Annotated in this window: 20 protein-coding genes; 10 read left to right on the top strand and 10 right to left on the bottom strand. The window is 51.9% G+C overall.

Features of this window, described 5'->3' with window-relative positions; translation table 11 throughout:
• Nucleotides 1-208 precede the first annotated feature (208 nt).
• Genes larE through larC form a run of 3 tightly spaced genes read left to right on the top strand, consistent with a single transcriptional unit; the run spans nt 209 to nt 2,927 of the window.
• The gene (gene larE / locus CAGA_RS07525; protein WP_135659440.1) at nt 209-955 is read left to right on the top strand and encodes an ATP-dependent sacrificial sulfur transferase LarE; all 747 of its coding nucleotides are present in this window, start codon (nt 209-211) and stop codon (nt 953-955) included.
• Between the two features lie 14 nt (nt 956-969).
• Nucleotides 970-1,728, top strand: coding sequence for a nickel pincer cofactor biosynthesis protein LarB (larB, locus tag CAGA_RS07520; protein ID WP_135659438.1), 759 nt, complete (start codon nt 970-972; stop codon nt 1,726-1,728).
• Nucleotides 1,725-2,927, top strand: coding sequence for a nickel pincer cofactor biosynthesis protein LarC (gene larC, locus CAGA_RS07515; protein WP_135659436.1), 1,203 nt, complete (start codon nt 1,725-1,727; stop codon nt 2,925-2,927). The genes larB and larC overlap by 4 nt, the downstream gene beginning before the upstream one ends.
• A 52-nt stretch (nt 2,928-2,979) precedes the next feature.
• Here the strand turns inward: larC and CAGA_RS07510 are convergent, their stop codons facing one another.
• On the bottom strand, nt 2,980-5,424 hold the full coding sequence (locus CAGA_RS07510; protein ID WP_135659434.1) for an FAD-dependent oxidoreductase: 2,445 nt from the start codon (nt 5,422-5,424) through the stop codon (nt 2,980-2,982).
• A 140-nt stretch (nt 5,425-5,564) separates the two neighbouring features.
• Here CAGA_RS07510 and CAGA_RS07505 point away from each other — a divergent pair, with 140 nt between their 5' ends.
• The 4 genes from CAGA_RS07505 (at nt 5,565) to CAGA_RS07490 (ending at nt 10,070) form a co-directional block, all read left to right on the top strand.
• Nucleotides 5,565-6,503, top strand: coding sequence for an NAD(P)/FAD-dependent oxidoreductase (locus tag CAGA_RS07505; RefSeq protein WP_330566977.1), 939 nt, complete (start codon nt 5,565-5,567; stop codon nt 6,501-6,503).
• Nucleotides 6,504-6,588: 85 nt separating this feature from the next.
• Entirely contained in the window at nt 6,589-6,894 is a 306-nt protein-coding gene (gene trxA / locus CAGA_RS07500; protein WP_135659430.1) for a thioredoxin, read from the top strand.
• Nucleotides 6,895-7,140: 246 nt separating this feature from the next.
• Nucleotides 7,141-7,824, top strand: coding sequence for a Crp/Fnr family transcriptional regulator (locus CAGA_RS07495; RefSeq protein ID WP_135659428.1), 684 nt, complete (start codon nt 7,141-7,143; stop codon nt 7,822-7,824).
• A gap of 155 nt (nt 7,825-7,979) precedes the next feature.
• Entirely contained in the window at nt 7,980-10,070 is a 2,091-nt protein-coding gene (locus CAGA_RS07490; RefSeq protein ID WP_135659426.1) for a cell division protein FtsA, read from the top strand.
• A gap of 55 nt (nt 10,071-10,125) precedes the next feature.
• Here CAGA_RS07490 and CAGA_RS07485 read toward each other — a convergent pair whose 3' ends face one another.
• Entirely contained in the window at nt 10,126-10,995 is an 870-nt protein-coding gene (locus tag CAGA_RS07485) for a flagellin N-terminal helical domain-containing protein (protein WP_135659424.1), read from the bottom strand.
• Between the two features lie 414 nt (nt 10,996-11,409).
• Here CAGA_RS07485 and CAGA_RS07480 point away from each other — a divergent pair, with 414 nt between their 5' ends.
• The 3 genes from CAGA_RS07480 to galE are packed head-to-tail and all read left to right on the top strand — an operon-like array spanning nt 11,410 to nt 14,679.
• A complete protein-coding gene (locus CAGA_RS07480) occupies nt 11,410-12,696 on the top strand; it encodes a galactokinase (RefSeq protein ID WP_135659422.1) in 1,287 nt (428 codons plus the stop codon).
• A 16-nt stretch (nt 12,697-12,712) separates the two neighbouring features.
• Nucleotides 12,713-13,684: a galactose-1-phosphate uridylyltransferase gene (gene galT, locus CAGA_RS07475; RefSeq protein WP_135659420.1), complete on the top strand. Its 972-nt coding sequence runs from the start codon at nt 12,713-12,715 to the stop codon at nt 13,682-13,684.
• Nucleotides 13,681-14,679, top strand: a complete 999-nt coding sequence (gene galE / locus CAGA_RS07470) for a UDP-glucose 4-epimerase GalE (RefSeq protein ID WP_135659418.1) — start codon at nt 13,681-13,683, stop codon at nt 14,677-14,679. Before galT ends, galE begins: the two co-directional genes overlap by 4 nt.
• Before the next feature lie 103 nt (nt 14,680-14,782).
• On the opposite strand, the gene CAGA_RS07465 is transcribed toward galE, so the two are convergent.
• The 8 genes from CAGA_RS07465 to CAGA_RS07430 form a co-directional block, all read right to left on the bottom strand.
• Nucleotides 14,783-16,630: a zinc ribbon domain-containing protein gene (locus CAGA_RS07465; protein ID WP_135659416.1), complete on the bottom strand. Its 1,848-nt coding sequence runs from the start codon at nt 16,628-16,630 to the stop codon at nt 14,783-14,785.
• A gap of 102 nt (nt 16,631-16,732) precedes the next feature.
• On the bottom strand, nt 16,733-17,776 hold the full coding sequence (locus CAGA_RS07460; protein ID WP_135659414.1) for a galactose ABC transporter substrate-binding protein: 1,044 nt from the start codon (nt 17,774-17,776) through the stop codon (nt 16,733-16,735).
• Between the two features lie 13 nt (nt 17,777-17,789).
• Complete coding sequence (locus tag CAGA_RS07455; RefSeq protein ID WP_135659412.1) at nt 17,790-18,764, bottom strand: substrate-binding domain-containing protein; 975 nt, start codon at nt 18,762-18,764, stop codon at nt 17,790-17,792.
• A complete protein-coding gene (locus tag CAGA_RS07450; RefSeq protein WP_243112980.1) occupies nt 18,761-20,575 on the bottom strand; it encodes a sensor histidine kinase in 1,815 nt (604 codons plus the stop codon). Before CAGA_RS07450 ends, CAGA_RS07455 begins: the two co-directional genes overlap by 4 nt.
• A gap of 48 nt (nt 20,576-20,623) precedes the next feature.
• A complete protein-coding gene (locus tag CAGA_RS07445) occupies nt 20,624-22,225 on the bottom strand; it encodes a response regulator (RefSeq protein ID WP_135659408.1) in 1,602 nt (533 codons plus the stop codon).
• Nucleotides 22,226-22,374: 149 nt separating this feature from the next.
• Entirely contained in the window at nt 22,375-23,598 is a 1,224-nt protein-coding gene (gene mglC / locus CAGA_RS07440) for a galactose/methyl galactoside ABC transporter permease MglC (protein WP_135659406.1), read from the bottom strand.
• Between the two features lie 28 nt (nt 23,599-23,626).
• Nucleotides 23,627-25,126 carry a sugar ABC transporter ATP-binding protein gene (locus tag CAGA_RS07435; RefSeq protein WP_135659404.1) on the bottom strand — a complete coding sequence of 500 codons (1,500 nt, stop codon included), beginning with the start codon at nt 25,124-25,126 and terminating at the stop codon, nt 23,627-23,629.
• 110 nt (nt 25,127-25,236) lie between these two features.
• Entirely contained in the window at nt 25,237-26,316 is a 1,080-nt protein-coding gene (locus CAGA_RS07430) for a galactose ABC transporter substrate-binding protein (RefSeq protein ID WP_135659402.1), read from the bottom strand.
• Nucleotides 26,317-26,607 lie beyond the last annotated feature (291 nt).

The following is a 26,607-nucleotide window of genomic DNA, read 5'->3' as shown; positions in this document are numbered from 1 at the left end:
AAAAAATACACCGTATAAAATCCTTAATTATCATAGCATTAAATGGATTGTTCGTCAACGAAAATCCCCCGCTGTTTCAATTGACAAACCTACTGTCCAAAGGTAAAATGTTCAGATAGAAACGCATGGCTGAAACCGTGCATACCGCCAAATAGACGCATATCCCTAAGCAATCCGGTTTTAACACAGATATGCACGAGGAGTTAAAATGAATCTAAAAACATTTTTTGCTGAAAATCCAAGCGCCGCCCTCGCCTTTTCCGGCGGCACCGATTCTTCTTATCTGCTGTATGCCGCAAAGTATTACGGCTGTGATATTCACGCATATTTCATTTACTCCGCTTTCCAGCCGCAGTTTGAACTGGACGACGCGAAGCGGCTGGCCGATGAACTTGGCGTTCCGTTTACCGTTGCGGAAATTGACGTGCTAAAAGACACGCAGGTTGCGGCAAACGGCCCGCTTCGCTGTTATTATTGCAAAACAGCTTTGTTCACCCGGCTTCGAGAGCTAGCACAAAAAGACGGCTACTCGCTGTTGATCGACGGCTCAAACGCCTCCGACCTTGCGGACGACCGTCCCGGCATGCGGGCTTTAAAGGAACTGGGCGTCCGCTCGCCCCTGCGCGAATGCGGCCTGACAAAACCCGAAATCCGGCGGTTTTCCAAAGAAGCCGGGCTTTTTACGCACGATAAACCGGCTTACGCCTGCCTGGCGACGCGTATTCCCACCGGGACCGAAATTACCCCGGAGTTGCTGAAAAAAGCAGAACAGGCTGAGACGGCCCTGTTTTCCATGGGGTTCACTAACTTCCGCGTGCGCTATTTCCACGGCGCCGCAAAGCTCCAGCTTCCCGAAAGCCAGTTTTCCATGGCGCTTTCGAAGAAGGATGAACTCACAAAGGAGCTTTCCCGCTGGTTCGACGGAGTACTGCTGGACTTAACACCGCGGGGCTGAAAGGAAGGACAAAAATGGACTCAAAAAAGACGCTGGCACTACTTCAGGAGGTAAAGAACGGAACCCTTTCCCCCGAAAAGGCGGTTTTAAAGCTTCGGACAAGCCCTTACGAAGATTTGGGCTACGCGAAAGTGGATCTGCACCGCGAACTGCGGCAGGGCGTGCCCGAAGTCATCTACGGAAGCGGAAAAACACCGGAGCAGATTATGGGCATCGCGTCCGCCATGCGAAAAAACGGCGTGGGGACCATCCTAATTACCCGGCTTTCCACCGAAGCCGCAGAAATAGTGGAAAAAGCAATCCCGCTGGACTACGACGAGGTATCCAGGCTCGGAATTGCAGGGCGCAAAGCGGAAATCACCTCCTCCGGCATTATTGTCGTCGCATCCGCCGGAACTAGCGACCTTCCCGTAGCGGAAGAAGCCGCCCGTACAGCGGAAGCTTTGGGGAACAAGGTCACCCGTCTGTACGATGTAGGCGTTGCTGGACTTCACCGCCTGCTTTCCAAGCTGGACGTGATTCTCAAAGCGCGCGTGATCGTCGCCGTTGCGGGCATGGAAGGAGCGCTTGCAAGCGTGATCGGCGGCCTTGCGGACTGCCCTGTGATCGCTGTGCCGACCAGCATCGGCTACGGGGCGAATTTCGGCGGTGTGTCCGCCCTGCTTTCCATGCTGAACTCCTGCGCGAGCGGCGTCAGCGTCGTAAACATCGACAATGGCTTCGGCGCGGGCTTTCTCGCCAGCAGGATTAATCATTTGGGGGACAAGGAATGAAACGGCTTTATATCGAATGCAATATGGGCGCCGCCGGGGATATGCTGACGGCCGCCCTGCTGGAGCTTTTCCCCGACCGGGAGGGCTTTTTAAAGCAGATGAACACCCTCGGGCTTCCGGGGGTTACGGTAAGCTGTGTCCCCTCTGTAAAATGCGGCATTTCCGGAAGCCATATGGTTGTCACCGTAAACGGGTGGGAGGAAAACGAAGTACCAGCACAATCCTGCCGCGCGGAAACAAACGCACACAGCTATGAAAGCATAAAATCCCTGATTGCACAGCTCCCGGTGCCGGAAAAAGTCCGGGAAGACGCGCTGGCCGTCTACCGAAAAATCGGCGAAGCGGAAGCGCATGTCCACGGCGTTACTCTGGAACAGATCCACTTCCATGAGGTCGGTACTTTGGACGCCGTCGCCGACGTTGTCGGCTGCTGCCTGCTGTTTTATCTGCTGGGTGCGGATGAAATCACAGCTTCCCCGGTTCACGTAGGGAGCGGTTTTGTCCGCTGTGCGCACGGCCTGCTTCCCGTTCCGGCCCCTGCAACAGCCCGGCTTTTAACGGGCGTTCCCATTTATAGCGGCCAGATCCGCGGAGAGCTTTGCACGCCAACGGGCGCTGCGCTTCTGCGGCACTTCGCCACCCGTTTCGGTCCGATGCCCCCGATGTGGGTGGACAAAATCGGATGCGGCATGGGAACAAAGGACTTCGAAGCGGCAAACTGCGTACGGGCCTTCTGGTCGGAAACAGAGGATTACGCGGACGAAATTGCGGAGCTTCGCTGCAATCTTGACGACATGACGCCGGAGGCTATCGCTTTCGCGGCCGACCGGCTGTTTGAAGCCGGCGCGCTGGACGTTTTCACAACGCCGGTTCAAATGAAAAAGGGCCGCCCTTCCGTCCTTCTGACCTGCCTGTGCAAGCCGGATATGCAGGAACGTTTTATGCGGCTGATTCTTCTGCACACCACGACGCTGGGCGTGCGAATGTCGCCCTGCTCCCGCACAATCTTAAAATCCTCTTTCCGAACCGTTCAAACCGCATACGGCCCCATCCGGATAAAAGTCAGCCAAGGCTGCGGGATTACAAAATACAAGCCGGAATATGAGGATGTGAAAAAAGCCGCCGAAGCGCACGGCGCACCCTTTGACGCGGTTTACAAGCAGGCTTTTGCCGAAGCGGAAAAAGAATTTATAAAATAACCGTTCATAAAGAAACCCTCCGGTTTTCCGGAGGGTTTTGTGGTCTTATCCATCAGATAAACAGGTTTGTGTCCGACTGCTCTGCGGAGCCAAGGAAGGTTGCCACCCCGGCGATTTCCACTCCGTCGATCAGTTCCTCCCGCTTGATTCCCATGATATCCATGGACATCTGGCAGGCGACAATCCGCACCCCATTGTCGATTGCCGAACGGAGAAGTTCTTCCAAAGAAGAAACATTTTTGCTTTTCATCACGCTGCGGATCATTTTCGGCCCCATGCCGAGCATGTTCATTTTGGAAAGGCCCAGCTTTTTACTGCCGCGGGGCATCATCATGCCGAACATCTTCTCAATAAAATTCTTCTTTACGGGCACATATTCGTTTTTGCGAAGAATATTCAGCCCCCAGAAAGTGAAGAACAAGGTGACCTTTCTTCCCATGGAAGCCGCGCCGTTGGCAATGATCAGCGCCGCAAGTGCTTTGTCAAGGTCGCCGCTGAACACCACCATGCTCTTGCCGTTCCCGCCTGCTGCCGAGGCGGCGGGCGCCGCGTCGCCTTTCCGGATGGTAACGGAATACGTGCTCCCTTCGCGTTCCACGCCAAGCAGCGGGTTACCCGTCCGTTCGCACCAAATGCGGATATCCGAAGCAAACGCCGGGTCTGTCGCGCGGACCTTCAGGCATTCGCCTTCACGGATGCTTTTTATCCCCTCCGAAACCTTCATGATCGGTCCGGGGCACTGCAAGCCGCAAGCGTCCACTTCGATTATTTTTACATCCTTACCGCACGCTGGCGCCACCGGTTCAGTCAGTTTTTTTTTACAGCCGATGCAGTCCGTACCCGTCGGTTGTTCCCGGTCGCCCTTCGCGGTGATATAGGTTTTATAGCCCCCGCTGAGGTTTTTTACGTCATACCCATTCTGCATCAGGATGCGGGCCGCAAGATAGCCGCGCAAACCCACCTGGCAGAATACATATACCGGCTTTTCCTTCGGCAGTTCCTGCATACGCTCACGCAGCTGGTCCAGCGGGATATTGATTGCGCCGTCAATCGTGCCCGCCTGCACTTCCGAAGGGGTTCTTGTGTCTACAAGGCTGACCTTGCTTCGGTCGAGCGCGTCGACTTCGTCGAAGTAAAATACCTTTACATCCCCGCGCAGAATATTGGCGGCTGTAAAGCCGAGGATATTGACCGGGTCTTTCGCAGAGGAATAGGGCGGCGCGTAGCAAAGCTCCAGCTTTTCCAGATCGTATACCGTGCCGCCAAAGCGGAGCGCGGTCGCCAGCACATCGATGCGCTTATCCACACCGTCAAACCCGACCACCTGCGCGCCCAAAATTTTCCCGTCCGGCGCAAACAGCAGCTTCATGCTGATCTGCGAAGAACCCGGATAATAGGTGGCATGGTCCGCCGGATGGATATATGTCCTTTGATAAGGGATTTTTTTCGCTTTCAACTGCTTTTCATTCATGCCAGTAGATGCCGCGGTCATATCAAACACCTTCAGAATCGCGCTTCCCTGCACGCCGTCGTTGATTCCGACCCTTCTGCCCAGGACATTTTCCCCCGCGAGGCGGCCCTGGCGGTTTGCCGGACCTGCAAGCGGAACCAGCGTATCCTCGCCGGTCAGGAACTGCCGCACACTAATGGCGTCGCCAACAGCATAAATATCCGGATCCGAGGTCTGGAGGGTATCGTTCACCTGAATGCTTCCGCCGACGCTCAGCTCAAGCCCGGCGTCCTTTGCAAGGCTGCTGTCCGGCGCAACGCCGATGCTCAGAACCACCAGATCGGCGCAAATCTCTTTTTCCCCGGTCAGCTTCACTTTCAGATTCTCCGCCTTTTCAAAGCCCTGCACCCCTGTGCCGAACAGCAGCCGGATTCCGTTTTCCCGCAGGTGCCGGTGCAGGATCGCCGCCATTTCCGGGTCGAGCGAAGCGATGGCCTGATCCAGGTATTCGACAATCGTCACATCCAGCCCGCGCTTTTTCAGGTTTTCCGCCATTTCCACGCCGATGAAGCCCGCGCCGACCACAACCGCGCTCTCCGCCTTCGTTTCCCGGATGTATTCGTCAATCCGGTATGTGTCGGGAACGGTGCGCAGGGTGAATATTCCCTCGCTGTCAATACCCGGCAGCGGGGGGCGCTTCGGCTGCGCGCCCGGGGAAAGGATCAGCTTGTCGTAGCTTTCCTCATACACCGTACCGTCGGCATGGTTTTTTACGGTGACCATTTTTTTCGCGCGGTCAATCTTCACAACCTCGCTCATCGTGCGGACGTCAATGCGGAAGCGGTCGCGAAGCAGTTGTGGGGTGGTTACGATCAGCCGCTCCCTGTCCCGGATCGTCCCGCCTATATAATAAGGTAAGCCACAGTTTGCGTAGGAAATATATTCGCCTTTTTCAAACAAAATAATCTGGGCGTCTTCGCTTTGCCTGCGAAGCCTTGTTGCCGCGCTTGCACCGCCGGCAACGCCGCCTACGATCAATACCTTCATTTTCCTTCCACCTTTCGAAATCATTTAAAATAAAAAATTAACAAAGAAATTGTAAAACAACTGTCCTGTTTTGCAAATTTATGATATCATGAAAAAAAAACATATTCCGTGACAAAATCACAATAAGGAAGGATTTTGTGATGTTGTCACGGAATATTAACCGGCTTTGGCATATACTAAAGCCAGAAACGGCAGAGAAGGTGTTAAAAATGTCCGATGTGATCATCCTGGGAAACGGTCCCGCCGGAATTTCCGCGGCGGCGTATACGGCGCGCGCCGGGCTGGAAACGCTGGTGATCGGGCGTGACAGCGGGTCTCTTTCCAAAGCGGGGGAAATTGAAAATTATTACGGCTTTCCCGAACCGATTTCCGGCGAACAGCTTGTCCGCAACGGGCTGGATCAGGCTTCCCGGCTTGGCGTTACCACCATTGAGGACGAGGTGGTAGGAATCCAATACGACGGCGGATTTACCGTCCAGACAAAAACAGAGGAATATCAGGCGCCGATCGTGATTTTGGCAACGGGCGCGGCGCGCAGGGCGCCCGCGATTGAAGGGCTGCGCGAATTGGAGGGAAAGGGCGTCAGCTACTGCGCCGTCTGTGACGCATTCTTTTACCGGGGAAAACATGTCGCTGTGCTGGGGGACGGAAACTACGCCCTGCACGAAGCGCAGGAGCTGCTTCCCGTTGTCGGCTCGGTTACGGTACTTACCAATGGTTGCGAACCAGCCGCCGCATTTCCCCCGGAAATTCCGGTGGACAAACGGGAAATCGCCGCGCTGCAGGGCGGCAAGGTATTGGAAACCGTCCGGTTTAAAGACGGCTCCGCGCTGCCCGTTTCCGGCGTATTTGTCGCACAGGGCGTGGCTTCCAGCGGGGATTTCGCCCGCTCCATAGGCGCCCAGACTGAGGGCGGACGCATCGTCGTGGATGAGAATATGCAGACCAGCGTTCCCGGGCTGTACGCCGCAGGCGACTGCACCGGCGGCATGCTTCAGATTTCCAAAGCGGTTTATGACGGGGCAAAAGCCGCGACCAGCGCCATCCAATATTACCGCAAGCTGAAAAAAGCACGGTGATTATGTCACAGAAAAGGAACCCTAATTGCGTATAATAAAAGCAGAAAATACAAATACCAATTCCAATTAGAAAAGGAGAAGAAAGATGTCTGTAATTACATTGACAAATGAGAATTTTACACAGGAAGCCGTTCGGTCCGACAAGCCTGTTCTTATTGACTTCTGGGCGCCGTGGTGCGGTCCCTGCCGCATGGTCTCCCCGATTGTGGACGAAATCGCGGAGGAAAACCCGAATATCAAGGTCGGCAAGGTCAATGTGGACGAACAGCCGGAGCTTGCCTCCCAGTTCGGCGTAATGAGCATCCCGACACTCATCGTGATGAAAGACGGGAAAGTCGCGAATACCGCCGTCGGTTCCCGCAGCAAACAATCCATTCTGGATATGCTTTAAAATTAACCGTTTATTAAAAAATACTGCTGCAAAATAATTATACGGAAGCCTGCAGGAATCACTAAAAAAGCGCATTTTGGTAAACGCTATGAAACCCCTGCTGAATCCACGCCCCGCGTCTTTTGACGCGGGGCGTTCGCTTTGCCGCGGGCAAGTCCGCGAAGAGGAGCAGCCGTTGCTCTTTTTCGATACCGTAGTATAATAAGAGCAAGGAAATACTGGGAATATAGAATAGGGGGCGGCTGTATGGCGATAGCAAAAACGGAACTGGAATTCATGAAAGAGGCTCTTCCTTTCTGGAATGCGCTTTCGCAGAATCAAAAAGAAAGAATCGAAGCGACAGCTTCCGCGTTTACGGTTAAAAAGGGACAGAGCCTGCACGACGGCTCGCAGGACTGCCTGGGGCTGATTCTTGTAAAAAGCGGGCATCTTCGCGCCTATATCCTTTCCGACACCGGCAAGGAGATCACCATTTACCGCCTGTTCGAACGGGACGCCTGCATTTTTTCGGCTGCCTGCATGCTGAAAAACATCACCTTTGACATTTCCATCGAAGCGGAAAGCGAAAGCCGCGTGCTGCTGATCCCGACAGCGGTGTACAATGAGCTGAACGAGAGCACGCTTGCGGTGTCCGGCTTCACCAATCAGTTAATCTCCTCCCGTTTTTCCGACGTAATGTGGATTATGGAACAGGTTCTCTTTACAAGCTTCGACCGAAGGCTTGCGAACTTCCTTTTGGAGCAATCTGCTGTGGAAGGCTCCGACACGCTTCACATTACGCAGGAGGCGATTGCAAACCATTTGGGTTCCGCGCGCGAGGTCGTCACCCGCATGCTCAAATACTTCCAGAGCGAGGGCATGGTTTCGCTGTTCCGGGGCGGGGTTACGATCAGCAGCCGGAAGAAGCTCGAAAAGCTGTCGGAGAAATAGCCGAGGCCCGCGGCAGAAATACGGATTTACCCGGTGAAAAAGCGGCAGCGCGGGTTTGAGAATCCGACGATTTGATTGCAATTCAAATAAACTTATAGTAAAATAAAATGGAATTCTAATCGTAATTTGGAAATTCTGCAAGTGGAGGCCGAACGATGCAAATGGAAACACAAAAGGAACAGAATACGGCTACCGGGGAAACGCCGGAAGATTATGTATTTGCGCTCGATATCGGCACCCGGAGCGTGATTGGCGTTGTCGGCGAAATGGACGGCGAGATGCTGCGAATTCTGGCCGTGGAAACCGTTGAGCATCCGAAGCGCGCCATGATCGACGGGCAAATTGAGGATATTGAGCAGGTAAGCCGTATCGCGGGTATTGTCAAAAGCCGACTGGAAAAACGGCTTGGCTACCCGCTCCGGCACGTCTGCGTCGCGGCGGCGGGGCGCGCACTCCGGACGCAGAGAGCCTCCTATGAAATGGATCTGAACCCGTCGCAGTCCATCGACGAAGAAACCATCAGTCGGCTGGAAGCAGGCGCGATTGAAGCGGCGGAGTGCCAGTTTGCCCCCGAAACCGACGACGGCAACCAGCCGGTATTCTACCTTGTAGGCTATTCCGTCGTGCAATACCTGCTGGACGATTACCCGATATCGAACCTTCTTGACCACCGCGGCCAGCGCATCCGCGTGGAAGTAATCGCCACGTTCCTGCCGCGCGAGGTTGTGGACAGCCTGTATACCACCATGCATAAAACCGGGCTGGAAGTCGCCAGCCTGACTTTGGAGCCGATCGCTGCCATGAACGCGGCTATTCCGCAGAAGCTGCGCCTGTTAAACCTGGCCCTGGTGGATATCGGCGCAGGGACCTCGGATATTGCCATTTCCAAGGACGGTGGCGTGGTGGGCTACACCATGGCGACGATTGCCGGCGACGAAATCACCGAAGCGATTATGAAAAAATACCTCGTCGATTTTACGGCGGCAGAAGATATAAAAATGAAGATGAGCGGCGAAAGTGAGATTTCGTTCAAGGATATTCTCGGGTTTGAGCACACCGTTGCGCCGGAAGAAGTGAAGCGCGAAACCGAACCGGTTATGCGGACTCTTTGCAAAGAAATCTGCGACCGTATTATCGAGGCCAACGGGGGCGCGCCTTCCGCCGTCTTTCTGGTCGGGGGCGGGAGCAAGCTGCCCGGCCTGTGCGAATGCGTTGCGGAATATCTGAAGCTTCCGCCGACCCGCGCGGCAATCGGGGGAAACAATTTCCTTATGCATGTTTCCTCGTCCGACACGGACGTAACCGGGCCGGAATTTGCAACCCCGCTGGGGATAGCCGTTTCCGCCGCGCTCAATCTGATCAACGACAGCTTTTCCATCCGGCTGAACGGCAGCCGGGCAAAGCTGTTCCGTAGCGGCAAGCTGACCGTTCTGGACGTTCTGCTGATGAACGGCTACACTTACAGCCAGTTTATCAGCCGTTCCGGGCAAAGCATGATTATCGAACTGAACGGCGAGAAAAAAGTCCTGTACGGCGGCCACCCGAAGCCCGCGCGCATTTTGCTCAACGGCGAGGAAAGCGGCATTACCGCCATTATCAAAGCCGGGGACGAAATTCTATTCGAACCGGCTGTCCCGGGCGAAAACGCGCATCCCTCTTTAGGGGATGTTGTACATTTCCAAGAACCTTGCAAAGTCTTTTTTAACGGCATGGAAGTGGAAATCGGCACCCACGCGTCCGTGAACGGCCAGCCCGCCAAACCGGAGCAGAAGCTCTGCGCCCGCGACAAGGTGCGCACCTATTCCGTCGGCACGCTGCGGGAGCTTCTCCGGTATCTGGGGGAAGACGAAGAAAGAGCCTGCACCATTAACGGGAAACCGGCGGAACCGGATACGGTGCTTTCTAAGGATGACCGGATTGAATATGCGCAGGCAGTTGTGGATCAGCAGCCCGTTTCGCAGCCGGTACAGCCCGAACCTCGTCCGGAAGCAACACCCACAAAGGAACCGGATTCCGCGCCGGCGGAGAACAAGGTTCACATTACGCTGAATCACGCCCCGCTTTTATTGGATCCAAAGCCGGACAAAACCCCGTACCGCCTGATCGACATGCTGAATCTGGTAGACATCGACCTGTCGAAGCCGCAGGGGAACATTGTCCTGCATGTGAACGGACAGGACGCGGCATACCTGCAAACCCTTGCGGACGGCGACTATGTCGACATCTATTGGAAAAAAAGGCAGTAAATATAGACAGAAAAAGCTTCGGAGCCGATTTTCGGCTCCGAAGCTTTCCTTTTTGCTATTTGTCCTTTTTGACGCAACAGGAATCCAGCAGCTTTAAAATAAGCTGCGGCTGCTGATTTGCCTGCGCGAGCATTGCCATGCCCGCCTGCACAAGGATATTGTGCTTGGAAAACTCCATTATTTCCTTTGCCATATCCACATCCCGGATGCGGCTTTCCGCGGAAATCAAGTTGTCCGACATGGTATCAATACAGCTCAGTATGCGCTCCAGCGCCCGCTGCGCCGCTCCCATCCCGGCCCTTGCTTCTGAAATGCTGTCGATTGCCTTTTGAATCAGCCCCATCGCCTTCTGTGCGTCTTCCTGCGTGGCAATGGAAGCGTCGGAAAGGCCAATTGCCGCGGCGCTCATGTCCGGAAGGAATACCGTAAACCGGCTGGATTCGGAGCTGTCCGCCCCGACCTGAAGCGTCAATCCCCCGGGTTTAGGACCTTCCTTTTTAGCGAAATTGCCGTTGAGAAGATACTGACCGTTAAAATGCGTCGTACGCGCAATACGATCAATTTCCTCCCTGAGCGCATTAAATTCCTTTTCGGCAAACTTCCGATCCGTTTCATTCCGATACGTCCCGTTCGCCGACTGCGTTGCAAGCTCCAGCATCCGCTGTAAAATGGAATGCGTTTCATTTAGGTTCCCTTCGGCAGTTTGAAGCAGGCTGATACCGTCCTGCGTGTTATTCCGTGCGGCACTAAGCCCGCGAATCTGCGAGCGCATTTTCTCGGAAACGGCAAGGCCGGCCGGGTCGTCGGCAGCCGAGTTGATGCGGTAACCGGAAGAAAGGCGCATAAGGCTCCGCTCGCACAGCCTTTGGTTTATCGCAATGTTACGCAGTGCGAACATCGCACTAATATTGTGTTGGATGCGCATGGTTCCTTCTCCTTAAAATCCGTTCGCAGCGAGTCCTTTCGCTGCGCCTGCAAACTATAATTATATATCGTCCGGAGCATAAAAAAGATTAAAACATCTAAAAAGAAAAATACTGCGGACCCTTCGGGTCAAAAACGGTTGCAATAAAAGCGGTATTTTGTGTCCATAATCGCAAAAGGAACGGGTGGGCAAACACAGCTTCTTGTCCGGATTCGACGATGAGCATTTCTCCTCTCAGTTTGCCCAAGTGCAAGGCCGTCTGAAGCTGAAGAAACGCGGAAACGAGTCACATGGAGGTGCTTTTTTCATTGCAACATTTCTCCATAAAGTTGAGAATTTTGTCCTTGTGGAAACCGGATGATTGGCATAGAATAGAGTCAGATATTCCATAATATTTTTACTGGGGGGATTACGGTGCTTTCTTCTAAGGCAAAGGAATGGATTGCAAACGGGAATTTGGACGAAAAACTGGCGTACCTCTACGTTTGCGGCCCGGATAAAGCAAAGGATTACCGAAACCGTCTGCTTCAGGCGGTGGAAGCTTTCGAAAAACGATATGGAACGGATCGGGACATCAATATTTTCAGCGCGCCCGGACGGACGGAGATCGGCGGCAACCACACCGACCATCAGCGCGGGAATGTGCTTGCGGCAAGCGTGAACCTGGATGTGATCGCCGTCGTGTCGAAAGGGGATAACAACCGGGTACGGGTGGAATCTGAAGAATACCCCGCAGACGTACTGGACGCAGGTAATCTGGAAAGAAAAGAAGCGGAGCAGAACACCTCCCCCGCGCTGATTCGCGGAATTTTAAGCAAATTCGCGCAAATGGGTTACCGCGTCGGCGGATTTGAAGCCTACACCACCTCGGACGTTCTTTCGGGGTCCGGGCTTTCTTCCTCAGCGGCATTTGAAGTGCTGATTGGCACCATTGTAAACGATTTGTTCTGCGGCGGAAAGGAAAGCGCGCTGAAAATCGCGCAGATCGGCCAGTATGCAGAAAATGTTTACTTTGGGAAACCCTGCGGGCTGATGGACCAGGCGGCCAGCTCGGTCGGCGGCTTCGTCGCCATCGATTTTAAGGACGCCGAAAACCCGGTGGTGCAAAAGGTTGATTTCGATTTCGGAAAATGCGGATATTCGCTGTGCATCATCGATACAAAGGGAAGCCATGCCGATTTGACCCCCGATTACGCGGCGATTCCGGCCGAAATGAAGGCGGTTGCGGCGTACTTCGGGAAGGACGTCCTTTCCGAAGTGAGCGAGGACGCATTCCAACGGGAAATTTTGGAAGTGCGGAAAAAGGCGGGCGACCGCGCGGTGCTGCGCGCACTCCATTTTTACGCGGACAACGCAAGGGCAAAAAAAGAGGCCCAAGCTTTAAACCGCGGGGATTTCGAAACATTTAAGAAGCTGATTATCGAAAGCGGCTATTCGTCTTATATGTATCTGCAAAACGTTTTTTCGCCGTCCCATGTGCAGGAACAGGGCGTTTCCCTTACGCTCGCCCTCTGCCAGAAATATCTTAGCGAAAAGGGCGGGGCCTACCGCGTGCACGGCGGCGGCTTTGCGGGAACGGTACAGACCTTTGTTCCGGACGCGTATCTGGAAGAATTCATCGAAAAGATGGAGGCTGTTCTGGGCAAGGGTAGCTGTCACGTGCTGAAAATCCGGCCGGTCGGCGGCACAAGGATTTTATAAAGTATGGAGGATTTTTATGGCTGAATTAAGATGGCATCCGCTGATAAAGGACTGGATTATGATTGCGTCGAACCGGCAGAACCGCCCGCAGATGCCGAAAGACTACTGCCCGTTCTGCCCAAGCTTCGGCAATGTGCCGGATTACGAGGTAATGGAATACGACAACGATTTTCCGGCGCTGTCGCAAAACCCGCCCGAGCCGGACGACGTTGCGACCGATTTCTTCAAGGTAAGACCCAGCTACGGCAAATGCGAGGTCATCCTGTATTCCCCGAAACACACGCAGACCCTGCCGGAACTTTCGGACGAGCATATGCGCAAGCTGGTGGACCTATGGTGCGAACGCTTCACCCTTATGCGCGCGGATGAAAAAATAAAATATATCTTCCCGTTTGAAAACCGGGGCGAAACGGTGGGCGTAACCATGCCCCATCCGCACGGTCAAATTTACGGATATTCTTTCCTTCCAAAAAAGCTGGAGCTTGAAACCGGCGCGGCAAAAGAGTATTATGTAGAAAAGCACAAATGCCTGTTTTGCGATATGCTGGAAAATGAGCTGAAGGAAAACAAGCGTATCATCTTTAAAAACAGGTATTTTACCGTGTTCCTTCCGTTTTACTGCGAATACCCCTACGGCGTGTACATCTTCTCCAACCGCCATACGGAGTATATGACGGACTTCACCGTGGAAGAAAAAACAGAGCTGGGGCTGACCATCCGCGACACCGTCGGGATGCTGGACAGTTTGTTTGGCTACCAGTTCCCCTACATGATGTGCATGCACAACGCTCCGGTCAACATGGGTGATTATTCAAAGGATTTCCATTTCCACATCGAATTCTTCCCCCCGATGCGGAGCGCGCAAAAGCAAAAGTTCAACGCTTCTAGTGAAACGGGCGCATGGGCGTGCTGTAACCCAACCTGCCCCGAAGAAACCGCACAGGAGCTTCGCGAGGCATACAAACGTTATAAGGAGAATTCAAAATGAGAGTATTAGTAACCGGCGGAGCAGGATATATCGGTTCCCATACCTGCATTGAGCTTCTGAACAACGGCTATGATATCGTTGTAATGGACAACTATAGCAATTCTTCGCCCGAAGTACTGAAAATTGTTGAAAAGCTGACCAAAAAAACCTTCCCGGTTTACGAGTGCGACATGCTCGATTATGACGGCTTTGAAAAAATTTTTGAGGAAAATAAAATCGACGCTGTGATTCATTTCGCTGGACTGAAAGCCGTTGGCGAATCCGTTGAAAAGCCACTAGAATACTACCACAACAACCTGACCGGCACCCTCAACCTTCTGCGGTTAATGCGGAAATACAAGGTTTACCAGCTTGTGTTCAGCTCTTCCGCAACGGTTTACGGCATGAACAACAAAGCTCCGTTCAAGGAGGACATGCCCCTTTCCACTACCAACCCCTACGGCAGCACCAAACTAATGATTGAAAACATCTTAAAGGATGTCTGCTTTGCGGATAAAAACTTCAAGGTTGCGCTTCTGCGCTACTTTAACCCGATCGGTGCACACCAAAGCGGCCTGATCGGCGAAAACCCGAACGGTATCCCGAACAATCTGATGCCGTATATCATGAAGGTTGCCGTCGGCAAGCTGGAATGCCTGAGCGTATTCGGTAACGACTATCCGACCCCGGACGGAACCGGCGTGCGCGATTATATCCATGTGTGCGACCTTGCAAACGGCCATCTGAAGGCGCTGGAGAAGCTCCCGCATATTGAGGGCGCCGAGGCGTATAACCTTGGCACCGGCAAGGGAAGCAGCGTGCTGGACGTTGTTCACGCCTTTGAAAAGGCCAGCGGAAAAAAGGTAAATTATAAAATTGCCCCGCGCAGAGCCGGCGACATTGCCGTCTGCTACGCCGATGTTTCCAAAGCAAAAAAGGAGCTTGGCTGGGAAGCAAAGTATTCCCTGGACGATATGTGCCGGGATAATTGGAACTTTATTAAAAATAATTCCTGATGTTAATAAAATGAAAAGGGACCGCTCCTCCGGGCGGTTCCTTTTTTGCATGAGGGAAGGGCGCCGCTCAAGGAGCGGCGCCCTTCCCTTTGCCACATTGGCTTTATTTCAACTGTGCGCGGTAAAAATCAACCATGGTTTTATTGATGCCTACTTGCTGAAGCAGATCCGCCAGATCCTTATCTTTGCCGAGCTGTTCGGACAGATAAGCCATAAAATCGCCGGCATATTTTTTCTGTAGCTCTTCCTGGCCTTCACCCGTGCCAGAAGAGACCATTTTCAGCACTTCGTTTTCTTTCACAGCGGGCATTGTAATCGCGTTGCTGGTTTTCGGTTTCGACTGGGTGCTCATTTTGATAGAGGCCAATCCTTTTAAATCGAATGTGCAATTGGAAAGCAGCTGATCATTCTTGATGGAATTTTCCAGTTTAATGGTTGACTTGGACAAATTCTTCGCCCATTCGTTCCGTTCGAGGGATGACTGGATCGCGTTCTGAACCGTACCCTTCGGGTCGTAAAGGGAGAGCGTAAATGTTCCCAGAAGGATATCCCTGTTCGCGAACTTCTCCATCTTCGCATTTGCGAAATCAATTTTGAGGCCGGCATCCTGGACCTTATCCTTGTCTTTTATCAGAACCTGCATGACGCCGCTGTCCGCCGTATTATAGAGCAGTTTTGCAGAAAAACATTCTTTCCCGTCCGCAAGGACATTTGCGGCAAACTGCTTTTTTTGGAACGCCAGGTTCAAAGTAACCTTTGCCGAAGCTTCGCTGATTTCATAGCTGCGGGCAACCTGCGTATCATCCGCAAGGACATACGCAGAAACCGTCAGCGCCGCCTTTTCGTCTGTGTCGCTGCCAAGCTGTTGGGCAAAGGCGTCAATCATTTCCTTGAATTTTTCCTTATCGATCTTTTCATTTGGGAAGAAGGCATTGTAATTTTCCGAAAGATATGTGCAGAGATAATCATCCTTCTTGAGCACTTCCAGGGTCTTTTTCATAATCCGGTTCATCTGGCCTGCGCTCAGGGTTACGGAAATTTTCGCGGCGTTGTTGACCGTTATGTCTTCCACTTTCAGGCTCTGGTTCTTCTGCACCGTAATTTTTCCGTTCTGCACAGCCTCGACGTACGGCTGCGTTAACGCACGTAGACTAGCTTTCAGCTTATTGGAATCATAGTCCACTTTCGAAACCGCGAATGCCGGATTGGCGGTTTGCATATTCTCCATGCTGAGATAGGTTTTTGATATTTCCGGAAGCTGCACAAGATACTTGCCGTCTTTATCCATAAACATATTTACGGAAACCAGCTTACCGGACTTGTCATTAAAGGAAACGTTGCCCTGCATCTGCTGGTTGTTCACATTGGAGCTGCCCTCCATCGTGATCGAGTTTATGTAGTCAAGAGTCTTATTCAGTATTTCGTCGTGGCCGCCGAGCTGTTGCTTGATTTGCCCCTTGAAGCTGTTGTCCAGATCAATGTGCATGGAGCCCTTAAATTCTTCCGCCGTAGCGTTTTTCTTAGCGGGAAGCTGATTCATGACCATGTCGAGCGAACCGACCGCACGATCGGTAATCGCTTCGGTGCAGGTTTTTTCCAACGCCTGCATATATTTGCCGTTCCCCATCATCATCATTTTCAGGTCACGGGCAAAATATGTTTTTGCCGCGAATCCGCAAATAAAGAGCAATACGGCACAGCATGCTGCGATAATCGCGATTTTCTTCGCTTTCGGGGAAGGCTGCCCACGCTGTGGAAACGCCTCCTGCGCATGCTGCGCTCCGGTGTTTTCTTCCTCAAGAGCTTGCGCCGGAGCTTCGTTTTCTAAATTTTCTTTACTGTCCGCAACGGCGGGCTGGCTTTCAGACGAATTTTCAATCGGTTCCCCGCACTGGGAGCAAATCGTCTGGCCATTCTCCATTTCGGCACCGCACTTTTTGCAAGTTGCCATTTCTAATCTCCTATTCCTGTTTATTTTGCATAATTGCTTAGCGATAATATTATATTTGACTTTAAAAACTTTGTCAAATATTATCAAAGCAAAAGGTAAAATTTAGTTTTGAAGGATTGAAAGAATATCATCCGCGTTTTGTATGGTTACCATACGATAGGGTACCCAAACGTAATGCCCGCCCTGCAGTTTGACCGTTTTCGCCGGGTCTTCGCCGGTAGCAAAGGCATAGGAAAGGTCGAAAATCGCTTTGGCCTGCCCCCGTGCGTCATTATAAACCGTTCCGAACATACTGCCGTCCTTTATGGCGTTTACGCCCCCCTCCGTCGCGTCTATACCCACGACAATCGGTTTTACTTTCCGTTTGCTTTCTTTAATCGCATCAATCGCGCCAAGGGCCATATCGTCGTTGTTACAGAATACGACTTCGATGCGATCCCCGTATTTCGTAAGCCACTGGTTCATTTTTGCCGTCCCCTGCGCGCGCTGCCAGTTTGCAATTTCGTCGGCAAGCTTTTCCACCTTGATTCCCGCCCCGGTGACCGCCTTAATGGAATATTCCGTACGCAGCAGGGCGTCCTGATGCTCCTGTTCGCCTTCCAGCATCACATACTGGATTTTCCCGTCGCCGTTGCGGTCAATGGAAGCCGGATCCTTCGCGTAGGCCTTCGCAATAATTTCGCCCTGAAGCTGCCCGGACTGAGCCGCGTCCGCGCCGACATAGTACGCGCGATCCCACAGCCGGATATCCTCTTCGACAGGTTCGCGGTTAAAGAAAATCACCGGGATATCGGCCGCTTTGACTTTGTTGACGATCACCGCGGCGGACGTGCGATCCACTTCATTTACACAGATCACGTCATAATGGCGGGAGATAAAGCTGTCCACCTGATCGTTTTGCAGCGCCTGGCTTGACTGCCCATCAACCACGTTCACAACAATCTTCTTGCCAGACTTGGCTTCCATCTGCTTCGCAATTTTTTCAAGGTCATTGCAAAGGCTCGCCACAAAAGTGTCATCCTTGCGGTAAAGCGTAACGCCGATTTTAATTGTATCCACTTTATCCTTTCCACCGGAGGAACTGCAGGCAACCAGCGGAAGAAGGAGGAACACCGCGGCAAATACTGCTGAAAAGACTCTTTTCATAGAACCCCTCCTCTTATCTTGAAAACGGGAAAAGCAGCCTCTGATTTTCCGAGCTGTACATATTTTCCTGGTTTATCACGGCAAAATTAATGCTGGGATCGTGCGAATCCGGCTTTTTATTGATTTTATCGACCGCGGCCTGAATACTGAGATATCCAAGGTTGTACTCGTTTTCCACGCCGACCGAACGGATAATCCGGCTGTCTAGGAGAGAAACAATCGTATCCGTTCGCCCAATTCCAAAAATACGCACTTTGGTGAAGCCGGATTTTGATAAGTCCTGTTCCGCTTTTGCCACCGCTTCCAGCGTGGAAGCGTCCAGCGCAATGACGGTGTCCGCCGCGCTGCTCAGAAGCATTCCCTTTGCCGTATCGTACGCTTGTTGGCTTCCGTTGGGAATATCCCAGTACTCGATCTTGTTTTTGCCCTCATCGAGAATTTTCATCACGCCGTCATAGCGCCGGCGGATGCTGCTGCAATCCATACTGTTGCGCAGAATAGCAATCCGGAGCAAGTTCTTTCCGTCCCCGGCGGCCGCCTGCGCCAGGGCGCTACCAAGCTTTTCGTTATCACAGGAGATGAGCGGCAGATTTGGAATCGATTCCACCGTGGACTGCATGGCGATTACCGGAACGCTTTTCATCGCTTCCCTTACGGGCTGCTCTAAATCCTCCGAATTCACGGGCGAGATGACAACCGCGTCCGCGCCGTTGCGGATTTCCCGCTTCAAGAGGGAAACCTGCTCTTCGGCGCTGTTTTCCTTTTGAAGCGTAATAAAACTGATTTCCGCATTCAAATCCTTCGCCGCCTGCTCCATTCCCTGCCGGACGGACGTGCTGCTTGCCGTGCTGCTGCTTCGGCAGATTACCGAAATTTCATAAGGACTGACGATTTTTTTGCCGAAATAGCGCTCCCGGTTCAACAGAACGAAAGAACTGATAAACGCGAAAAGAATCAGGAAAAACACCAGAACCTTTTTCCGGGTCATTTGGCGTCTCCTCCTTCATCCAGTTCTTCCAGCGTTTTCAGCGGAAGGTGTATTCTTGCGGTTGTGCCTTCGTCCGGTTCGCTGTAAATCGCAAGTCCGTAATCCTTCCCGAAATAAAGCTGGATGCGTTCCTGTACATTCTTCAGCCCGATTCCGGAGCCTTTTCCACGCGCGCGCGGGGCTTCTTCCGTTAAAAGCGCGTCCGCCTGTTCCTGGGGCATTCCGAGGCCATTGTCGATAATATCAATGTACAGGCTGTCTTCCTTCCGGTAGGCATGGATTTTTATTTCCCCGTCCCCGCTCATAAACTCCATGCCATGGTAAATCGCATTTTCCACAAGGGGCTGTACAATCAGTTTAATGGTTGCATATTGGAGCATTTCCGGCTCCGCGTCGATTTCATATACAAATTTGTTCTTATAGCGCATCTTCTGAATGGTCAGATAGTTGCGCACATGCTCCAGTTCATCCGCAACGGAAATGATATTCTTTCCCTTGGAAAGGCTGATGCGGAACAGCCGCGCCAGCGCCGTAACCATGGTGACCGCGCCATCATAGCGCTCGTTTTCAATCATCCAGATGATGGAATCAAGCGTATTATAAAGGAAATGCGGGTTAATCTGGGACTGGAGCGCATCCAGTTCGCTTTTCCGCTTGGATTCCTGTTCGGCAACGATATCGTCCATAAGCTTATGAAGCTGGTCTACCATGGAGCGGATCGTCTTCCCCAGATGCTGAACCTCATAGGAACCGGAAATAGCAATATCCACACTACTCAGGTTCCCCTTGTCAAGGTCTTGCACCGAATGTTCCAGCTCCTTAATCGGGTTGGCGATGCGCGAAGAAAGGAACAGATTCAGGAAAACCATCAGGAAGATCGAGAAGAAAATAAAGAACCACGCGAAAATGCGAAGCTGCTGGTAATTCGAGGCAATATCCTGCATAGATGTTACGGCGATGATTTTCCAGCCGGTATAGCCCACCGTTTTTACGGTCACCATGCGCCGCTGCCCCTGAAAGGTTTCGCTGTGGCTGCCGTCGTCGTAATGCGCGGCGGCGATATTGTTTTCCTGCATCAGATTTGAATAGATCAACTGCTGCCGCGGATGGTAAATCAGTTCTCCGTTCCGGTTGGTCAGGTAAATGTATCCGGATTCTCCCATATCCACGTTCTTGCAAATCTGCTCAATTCCGCTGAAATTCATGTCTACCAACAGGACGCCCTTAGTGATTGAGCCGGCATTGGTCAGTTCCACAGCGCGGCTGAGCGAAACTACCCAATGATATTTATTATCCGGATCCACAAAAAGATTCTGAACATGGGGGGTTGAAAAATGGCTGTTTTCAATTTTCTGCGAAGCGTTCTGAAACCAGCTTTGGCCGGTTACCCCAGCGGACGGCTTCAGCTGCGCGAGCGGCTCGGCGGCGATGACCTTGCCAGTGCTGGAAAAAACCCCGATGCTGACCAGCAAGTCGTGGTTCGTTTCATACAACAAACTCATGGCATCGCCAATATTGTCGGTAGACAGATCCGCGTTCTTAATCACGCGGTAATACATGGAGTCGGAAATACGCATCATATTGCGAAGATAGGTATCCAGATTCAGGTTCACCTGATTGACCATGTGCGTATTGTCTTCGGAAATCATCTTTTCGCTCAGCCCGATGTACCGCAGGGACAGAGAAAAACCGACAATCAGCATTCCCACCACCGAAACTGCGGTAAAGGTAAGCGATATTGTAAACTGCAGGCTTCTTTTTTGCAGAAAATGTGTAATTTTATCCAATATTTCTCTTGTTTTTTTCCGCAATAGCATTCCCTCCGTTCTACAGGGCTGATTTCCCGGCCGCCCGAAATCTTACTGGTTCCTGTATTTTGAAGGTGACACGCCGAATTTCTTTTTAAAGACATAACTGAAATAATTCGGTTCCGTATAGCCGACCTTTCCTGCTATGATATAGGTTTTATCATCTGTCGTATTCAAAAGATTGACCGCTTCCTGCAAACGCACTTCCGTAAGGTACGCAACAAAGCTCATGCCAGTTTCGCGCTTGAAAACGGTTGAAAAATAAGTGGGACTTACGTGGAGAAAGGAACACAGGCTGTCCACGGAAAGATCCGGATTCTGGAAATTTTCCGCGATATACTGCTTCGCGTTTTGCGCCAGAACCCGGGTGGAGTTAATCCGCTCATGCTTTACCAGCATACTGATCCGAATACAGCATTCCGTGCACCACTGCTTCATTTCCACGGGAGAACGCAGGGCCGCGATCGTGTTGACATAATTGAAATTTTCCCCGAAGATTTCCTCCGTACTCAGCTCGTATGCGTGCATCAGCTTCAACAAAGAAGTCACCATTTCCATCAGATAAATCTGGTACTGGTTCAAAGGCAGAAGCCGCCTTTCAAAACGCGCGAACAACGTCCCAATTTTTTCCTTTATTTCCTCTTCCGATCCCATTTTGATAGCACTAGAAATCTCGCGCTCGTCGTGCTCGTCGAACTGGAGCTTCACGGATGTTTCCGGCTCCACGTCCGAAATATAGATTGCCTTGCCCGCGCCCATCACGGCGCAGTAGTCCATGGCGTCCTGCGCTTCGCGGTAAGAATGCCGGATATCCGCCAGCGCAGAGCAGGGCGTCCCCACTCCGGAAACCATCTTCACGCCCATGACCAGCTCCGCGTATTTGCAGACCTCGTTCATGCCGCGGATGAGCGGGACGACGCCGGTTTCCGGCGAAAGCTCCGCAATAACCGCAACGCAGTCGGAATAAAGGAAATCGGTAAAGGCGCAGTAATTCCCCAATATCTCGTCCACCGTACGCCGCAGCGAGATCGGTATCAGCTCCTCTTCACGCAGAACAGCGCCTTCCAGGGGCGCGCGGTCAGCACGCACAACCGCGACCGCCCAGCCGCCCTCCGCGTCCAGGTTGATCTGGAACATCGGCGCCTGCGCCCGCATCCGCTCCTCCGAAATGCGGCCTTCAATCAGCCCCACCAGAAACTGCTCGCGCATAACCGGGAGGCTGTCCATATAGGCTTTCCGCAGCATTTCCACGTCGCGCCGCTCCGCAAACTCGCTGTCAAGCTGCTGCTTCATCTTTTTCAGCGTTTCCGTCAGCTCGTTCGCGTTAATCGGCTTTAACACATATTCCGCCGCTTTGATTTTGATTGCCTTCTGTGCGTATTCGAAATCGTCGAAGCCAGAAAACAGGATCAGCTTCGTGGAGGGCATGGAATCCCGCAAGCGGCTCCCCAGCTCCAGCCCGTCCATGAACGGCATTTTAATATCCGTCATCACCACATCCGGGCGCAGGTGCTCGGCTTTTTCCAGCGCGTCCAATCCGTTTTCGGCGTCGCCCACAACGGTATAGCCCAGGCTTTCCCAGTCAATTTTCTTTATGATGCCCTCGCGTATCTCCTCTTCATCGTCCGCAAGAAGAATACGGTAAAGTCCCATAAATTTTTCACTCCAATTCGAACTCTGTTTGTTCGTATTGTATCATACTTAACCCCTCTTTATTGTTCGTAATAAAAAGATTTTTCTTTGCAAAAAACCCGCGCAGGAATCTGCGCAGGTTTTCTGCAGAAATAGTGTAAAAAGGTGAATTATTTCTTTCTGTACTTGGAAAGATCGATTGCAACCGCAATTGCAATGATAATTCCCTTGATAATCTGCTGCCACATCGGGCTTACGTTGATAAACTGCAAACCGTATTGAATGACAGTAAAAATCAGAACACCAGATATAATGCCGCCAATTTTTCCGACGCCGCCGTTCAGGGAAACGCCACCCACCACGCAGGCCGCAATGGCATCCAGCTCGTACCCGTTGCCGTAATTGTTCGTGGCGCCGGCGGTCCGGGCAGCTTCCAGCACACCGCCGATCCCGTACAGGGCGGATGCGAGTATGAAGATTCCCATAATGGTGGCATACACGTTTACGCCGGAAACAATCGCCGCTTCGCGGTTGCCGCCGATTGCATAAACGTTTTTGCCGAATACCGTTTTATTCAGCACAAACCAAATAATCAGCGTGATAACCAGCGCGATCGGGATGAGAATGGAAAATCCTCCGAAGAAACCCTTGAAAAATTTGAACTGTCCCAAGCTGGTAAAGTCGGAACGAATGCCGCCGATCGGTTGAGAATGGTTCGGGGGCATATCGAAGTACAACGAACACGCGCCGAAAACAATAACCTGCACAGCCAGCGTCGCAATGAACGGGTGCATGTCGAACTGTGCAACCAGAAAACCGTTCAGCACGCCGAACAGCAGACAGACAACGACGGCAGCCAAAATGGCGTACACAACCGGAATCTGCGGCAGCCCCGGGAAAAACCGGTTCGCATAGTCCGCCGTCTGCATCAGCGAGGTGGAAACAACCGCCGCCAGGCCGACCATGCGGCCTGCCGAAAGGTCGGTACCCGCAATCAAAAGGGTAAAACAAATTCCCAACGCGATAATCAACCTTGTGGAAGACTGCGTCATAATATCCAAGAGAACCCGAATCTGCATGAAACGGGGCTCAATAAAGATGATCACAATAACCAGCACGAGCAAGGCGAGGATAATCGCATAGTTCGTTAAAAAAGTTTTTATCGTTTTTTGGGAAATCACAACGTGGGTTCCGATACGCTCCGCGTTCAAAATCTGCAGCAGGCCGTAAATACCCAGGCACGCGCCTATTCCGACCAGGAACCACGGCATATCATACATTTTCTTGGAATAGAGGAAAAATTCCAGGATAAGGCCCAATAACAAAAAGATCGATCCTGAAATTATGTAAACCAGAGCAAATTTTTGTCTGGGGATAATTTTTTCTCCTTGCATATACGCAGCCTCTCTTTCTATTCTGACTCTACTGGACGAACTTTGTGGCAAGCTGCATGACTTTGATCTGATCCGCCTCTTCGCGGCTCAAGATGCCCGACACGCGCCCCTCGCACATAACCATAACCCGGTCGGATACACCCAATAGCTCCGGCATTTCGGACGAAATCATAATAATGGACTTCCCCTGTTTGACCAAATCCATCATAATCGTATAAATTTCGTACTTTGCACCCACGTCAATGCCGCGCGTCGGTTCGTCCAGAATGAGGATATCGGGTTGCGTCAGCAACCAGCGGGCAATTAGAACCTTCTGCTGGTTACCGCCCGAAAGGTTCTGCATCAGCGTTTCCAGCGAAGGGGTTTTTACGTTGAGCTGCCGGTTTGATTCTTCCGCCGCCTTCAGGCGTTTGCGCTTTTGCAGCACGCCCTTTTTCGCGTATTGCTTCTGGCTGGCAATAACCGTGTTGTCAAGTACGGAAAGAATGCCGAAAACGCCCGTCGCGCGGCGTTCCTCCGTTAAAAGGGCAAGGCCGTGCTTTTTCGCGTCCTGAACAGATTTCACCTTAAATACCTCGCCGTCCTTTTCCACTTCGCCCGATTCAATGGCGCGAAGCCCGAAAAGCGCTTCCACCAATTCGGTGCGCTGTGCGCCCACAAGACCGCCGATGCCTAAGATCTCGCCCTTGTGCAGCTCAAAGCTGACATGCTGGAAGGAGCGTTTGATCGGCGAGCACAGATCCGTAACCTTAAGGACGACCTCGTCGCCCGGGGTATGCGTCCGGGGCGGGAACCGGTTTGTCATATCACGACCGACCATGCGGCTGATGATAAGGTCGGTGGTCAGCTCACCGGCAGGCCAGGTTCCCACATACTGCCCGTCGCGCATGATGGTGACTTCGTCGGCAATCTTCAGAATTTCCTCCATTTTATGGGAGATATAAATGATTGCGCACCCCTTGCTCTTTAGCTGACGTATTATTTTAAACAGATGCTCCGTTTCATTATCCGTTAAGGAAGATGTCGGTTCATCCATAATAATAATCTTCGAATTGTAGCTGACCGCCTTCGCGATTTCCACCAGCTGAAGGTTGGAAGCCGACAGATTGCCGGCCAGCGTCTCCGGATTGATATCCAGTTCAATTTCTTTGAAAAGTTCCCTTGTTTTTCGGATCATGGTCTTTTTGTCAACGGCGATCCCCCGCATGGGGAACCGGCCGAGCCAGATGTTTTCCATGACCGGTCGGAAACGAATCGGGTGAAGTTCCTGATGAATCATGGATACGCCCAAATCAAGGGCCTGTTTTGAGCTGGTAATATTTTCACGTTTGCCGTCCAAAATAATCTCGCCGCTGTCTTCCTGATAAATGCCGAAAAGGCATTTCATTAGTGTGGATTTCCCGGCGCCGTTTTCCCCCATCAGCGCGTGCACGCTGCCGCGGCGGACCTTTAAGCTGACGTTATCCAACGCTTTAACGCCGGGAAATACCTTTGTTATGTTATTCATTTCCAATACATATTCGCCCATACACCATACCCTCCTTTTGCTGAAATCAACGGGGAACGGAAAGCTTTCGCTTTCCCTTCCCCGCTGAACAGACACCGTCTGAATAACAATTCAGCAGGAAATCCGCGCGCTTATTTCTGGAATTGCTTGTAGTTTTCCGCTGTTACCTTTACATACGGAATCCAAACATATTTGCCGTCTTTAACATCATAGCCGATGGTTTCCTTGTTGATTTCCTTGCCCTGTGCTGCGGCTACCGCGATATTGACCGTTGCTTTGCCCTGATTTTCGCCGTCGTTCAGAACGGTTCCTAGCATGGAGCCTTCCGCCATGGCCGACAGCGCCGGAGCGGTTGCGTCAACACCGACAACCGGGATATATTTGGATTTGTCGCCTTTGTTGTAGCCCTGTGCCTTCAGTGCTTCGATTGCGCCGAGAGCCATATCGTCGTTGTTTGCCAGAACGGCTTCTATCTTGTCAAGGCCCTGGGAGGAAATAAAGGTGTTCATCAGGTCGGTTGCCTTAACTTTATCCCACATTGCGGTGTCGGCAGCCAGCTTCTGGGTCTTAAAGCCGGCGTCTTCGATCGCCTTGACGGAATACATGGTGCGAAGGGTTGCATCCTGATGGCCCGGCTCGCCCTGCAGCATTACATACTGGATAATGCCGTCGCCGTTCTTGTCGGCGGACTTGTTCGCTTTAAAGTAATCCGCGATGAGTTCGCCAGACATGGTTCCGGACTCCTCTGCCTTCGCTCCGACATACCAAACCTTGTCGTAGCTCTTCATAACGTTTGCTTCCGGCTCGCGGTTGAGGAAAACGATCGGAAGACCTGCTGCTTTTGCCTTTTCAACCAGCGGCGCGGCCGCAGTACGGTCAACCGGGTTGACTGCCAGCGCGTTAACGCCTTTTGTGATAAAGGTATCAACCTGCTCGTTCTGGGTGGGCTGTTTGTTCTGGGAATCCACGATGTCCAGCTTCGCGCCCAGCGTTTCGGCCTGTGCGCTCATATTATTGCGGACACCTGTCATAAATGTGTCGTCAAATTTGTAGATGCACACGCCAACATTGACATCGGAAGCATCCGCCTTGTTTTTCTCGGTTTTGACTTCCGCAAGTGCGGCTTTGCTGTCTGTCTGTGAGTTGGAGCAACCAACCACCGTAGATGCCATCATCAGTACGGCAAGAAGCAACACAGCTATTTTTTTCATAATACAATCCCCCTACTTTCATAATGATTGTGTGCAAACTTAATTTTGTGCATTTGCACAAAATTCATTTGGTTTGCACCTTACTATTAGACAGTATAACTTTTGTAAATCTTTAAATCCATAGAATTTTCTTTTGACTTATATTAAATTTCTTTGCTTGTATAGGCTATGTCAAGAGAAGTTCGCAATTTGGGGACTCCACGAAATGAATTAAGCTGCGCTTAGCAGAAGTGTCTGAATCGATTTGGGATTCAAATATGCTCTGGAAACGGACCAGTCTTCAGCGTATTC

It is taken from the genome of Caproiciproducens galactitolivorans (assembly GCF_004768785.1).
Taxonomy (GTDB): domain Bacteria; phylum Bacillota; class Clostridia; order Oscillospirales; family Acutalibacteraceae; genus Caproiciproducens; species Caproiciproducens galactitolivorans.
The sequence above is the reverse complement of the archived record's forward strand: the minus strand, read 5'-3'. Positions and strand labels throughout refer to the sequence as shown.

Excerpts from the sequence above, each read along its gene's own strand:
- CAGA_RS07445 (WP_135659408.1), bottom strand. The coding sequence starts at position 22,225 with ATGGGACTTTACCGTATTCTTCTTGCGGACGATGAAGAGGAGATACGC.
- CAGA_RS07510 (WP_135659434.1), bottom strand. The coding sequence starts at position 5,424 with ATGAAGGTATTGATCGTAGGCGGCGTTGCCGGCGGTGCAAGCGCGGCA.
- trxA (WP_135659430.1), top strand. The coding sequence starts at position 6,589 with ATGTCTGTAATTACATTGACAAATGAGAATTTTACACAGGAAGCCGTT.
- CAGA_RS07490 (WP_135659426.1), top strand. The coding sequence starts at position 7,980 with ATGCAAATGGAAACACAAAAGGAACAGAATACGGCTACCGGGGAAACG.
- larB (WP_135659438.1), top strand. The coding sequence starts at position 970 with ATGGACTCAAAAAAGACGCTGGCACTACTTCAGGAGGTAAAGAACGGA.
- CAGA_RS07485 (WP_135659424.1), bottom strand. The coding sequence starts at position 10,995 with ATGCGCATCCAACACAATATTAGTGCGATGTTCGCACTGCGTAACATT.
- galT (WP_135659420.1), top strand. The coding sequence starts at position 12,713 with ATGGCTGAATTAAGATGGCATCCGCTGATAAAGGACTGGATTATGATT.
- CAGA_RS07455 (WP_135659412.1), bottom strand. The coding sequence starts at position 18,764 with ATGACCCGGAAAAAGGTTCTGGTGTTTTTCCTGATTCTTTTCGCGTTT.
- mglC (WP_135659406.1), bottom strand. The coding sequence starts at position 23,598 with ATGCAAGGAGAAAAAATTATCCCCAGACAAAAATTTGCTCTGGTTTAC.
- CAGA_RS07435 (WP_135659404.1), bottom strand. The coding sequence starts at position 25,126 with ATGGGCGAATATGTATTGGAAATGAATAACATAACAAAGGTATTTCCC.
- larC (WP_135659436.1), top strand. The coding sequence starts at position 1,725 with ATGAAACGGCTTTATATCGAATGCAATATGGGCGCCGCCGGGGATATG.
- CAGA_RS07460 (WP_135659414.1), bottom strand. The coding sequence starts at position 17,776 with ATGAAAAGAGTCTTTTCAGCAGTATTTGCCGCGGTGTTCCTCCTTCTT.
- galE (WP_135659418.1), top strand. The coding sequence starts at position 13,681 with ATGAGAGTATTAGTAACCGGCGGAGCAGGATATATCGGTTCCCATACC.
- CAGA_RS07495 (WP_135659428.1), top strand. The coding sequence starts at position 7,141 with ATGGCGATAGCAAAAACGGAACTGGAATTCATGAAAGAGGCTCTTCCT.
- larE (WP_135659440.1), top strand. The coding sequence starts at position 209 with ATGAATCTAAAAACATTTTTTGCTGAAAATCCAAGCGCCGCCCTCGCC.
- CAGA_RS07465 (WP_135659416.1), bottom strand. The coding sequence starts at position 16,630 with ATGGCAACTTGCAAAAAGTGCGGTGCCGAAATGGAGAATGGCCAGACG.
- CAGA_RS07430 (WP_135659402.1), bottom strand. The coding sequence starts at position 26,316 with ATGAAAAAAATAGCTGTGTTGCTTCTTGCCGTACTGATGATGGCATCT.
- CAGA_RS07505 (WP_330566977.1), top strand. The coding sequence starts at position 5,565 with ATGTTGTCACGGAATATTAACCGGCTTTGGCATATACTAAAGCCAGAA.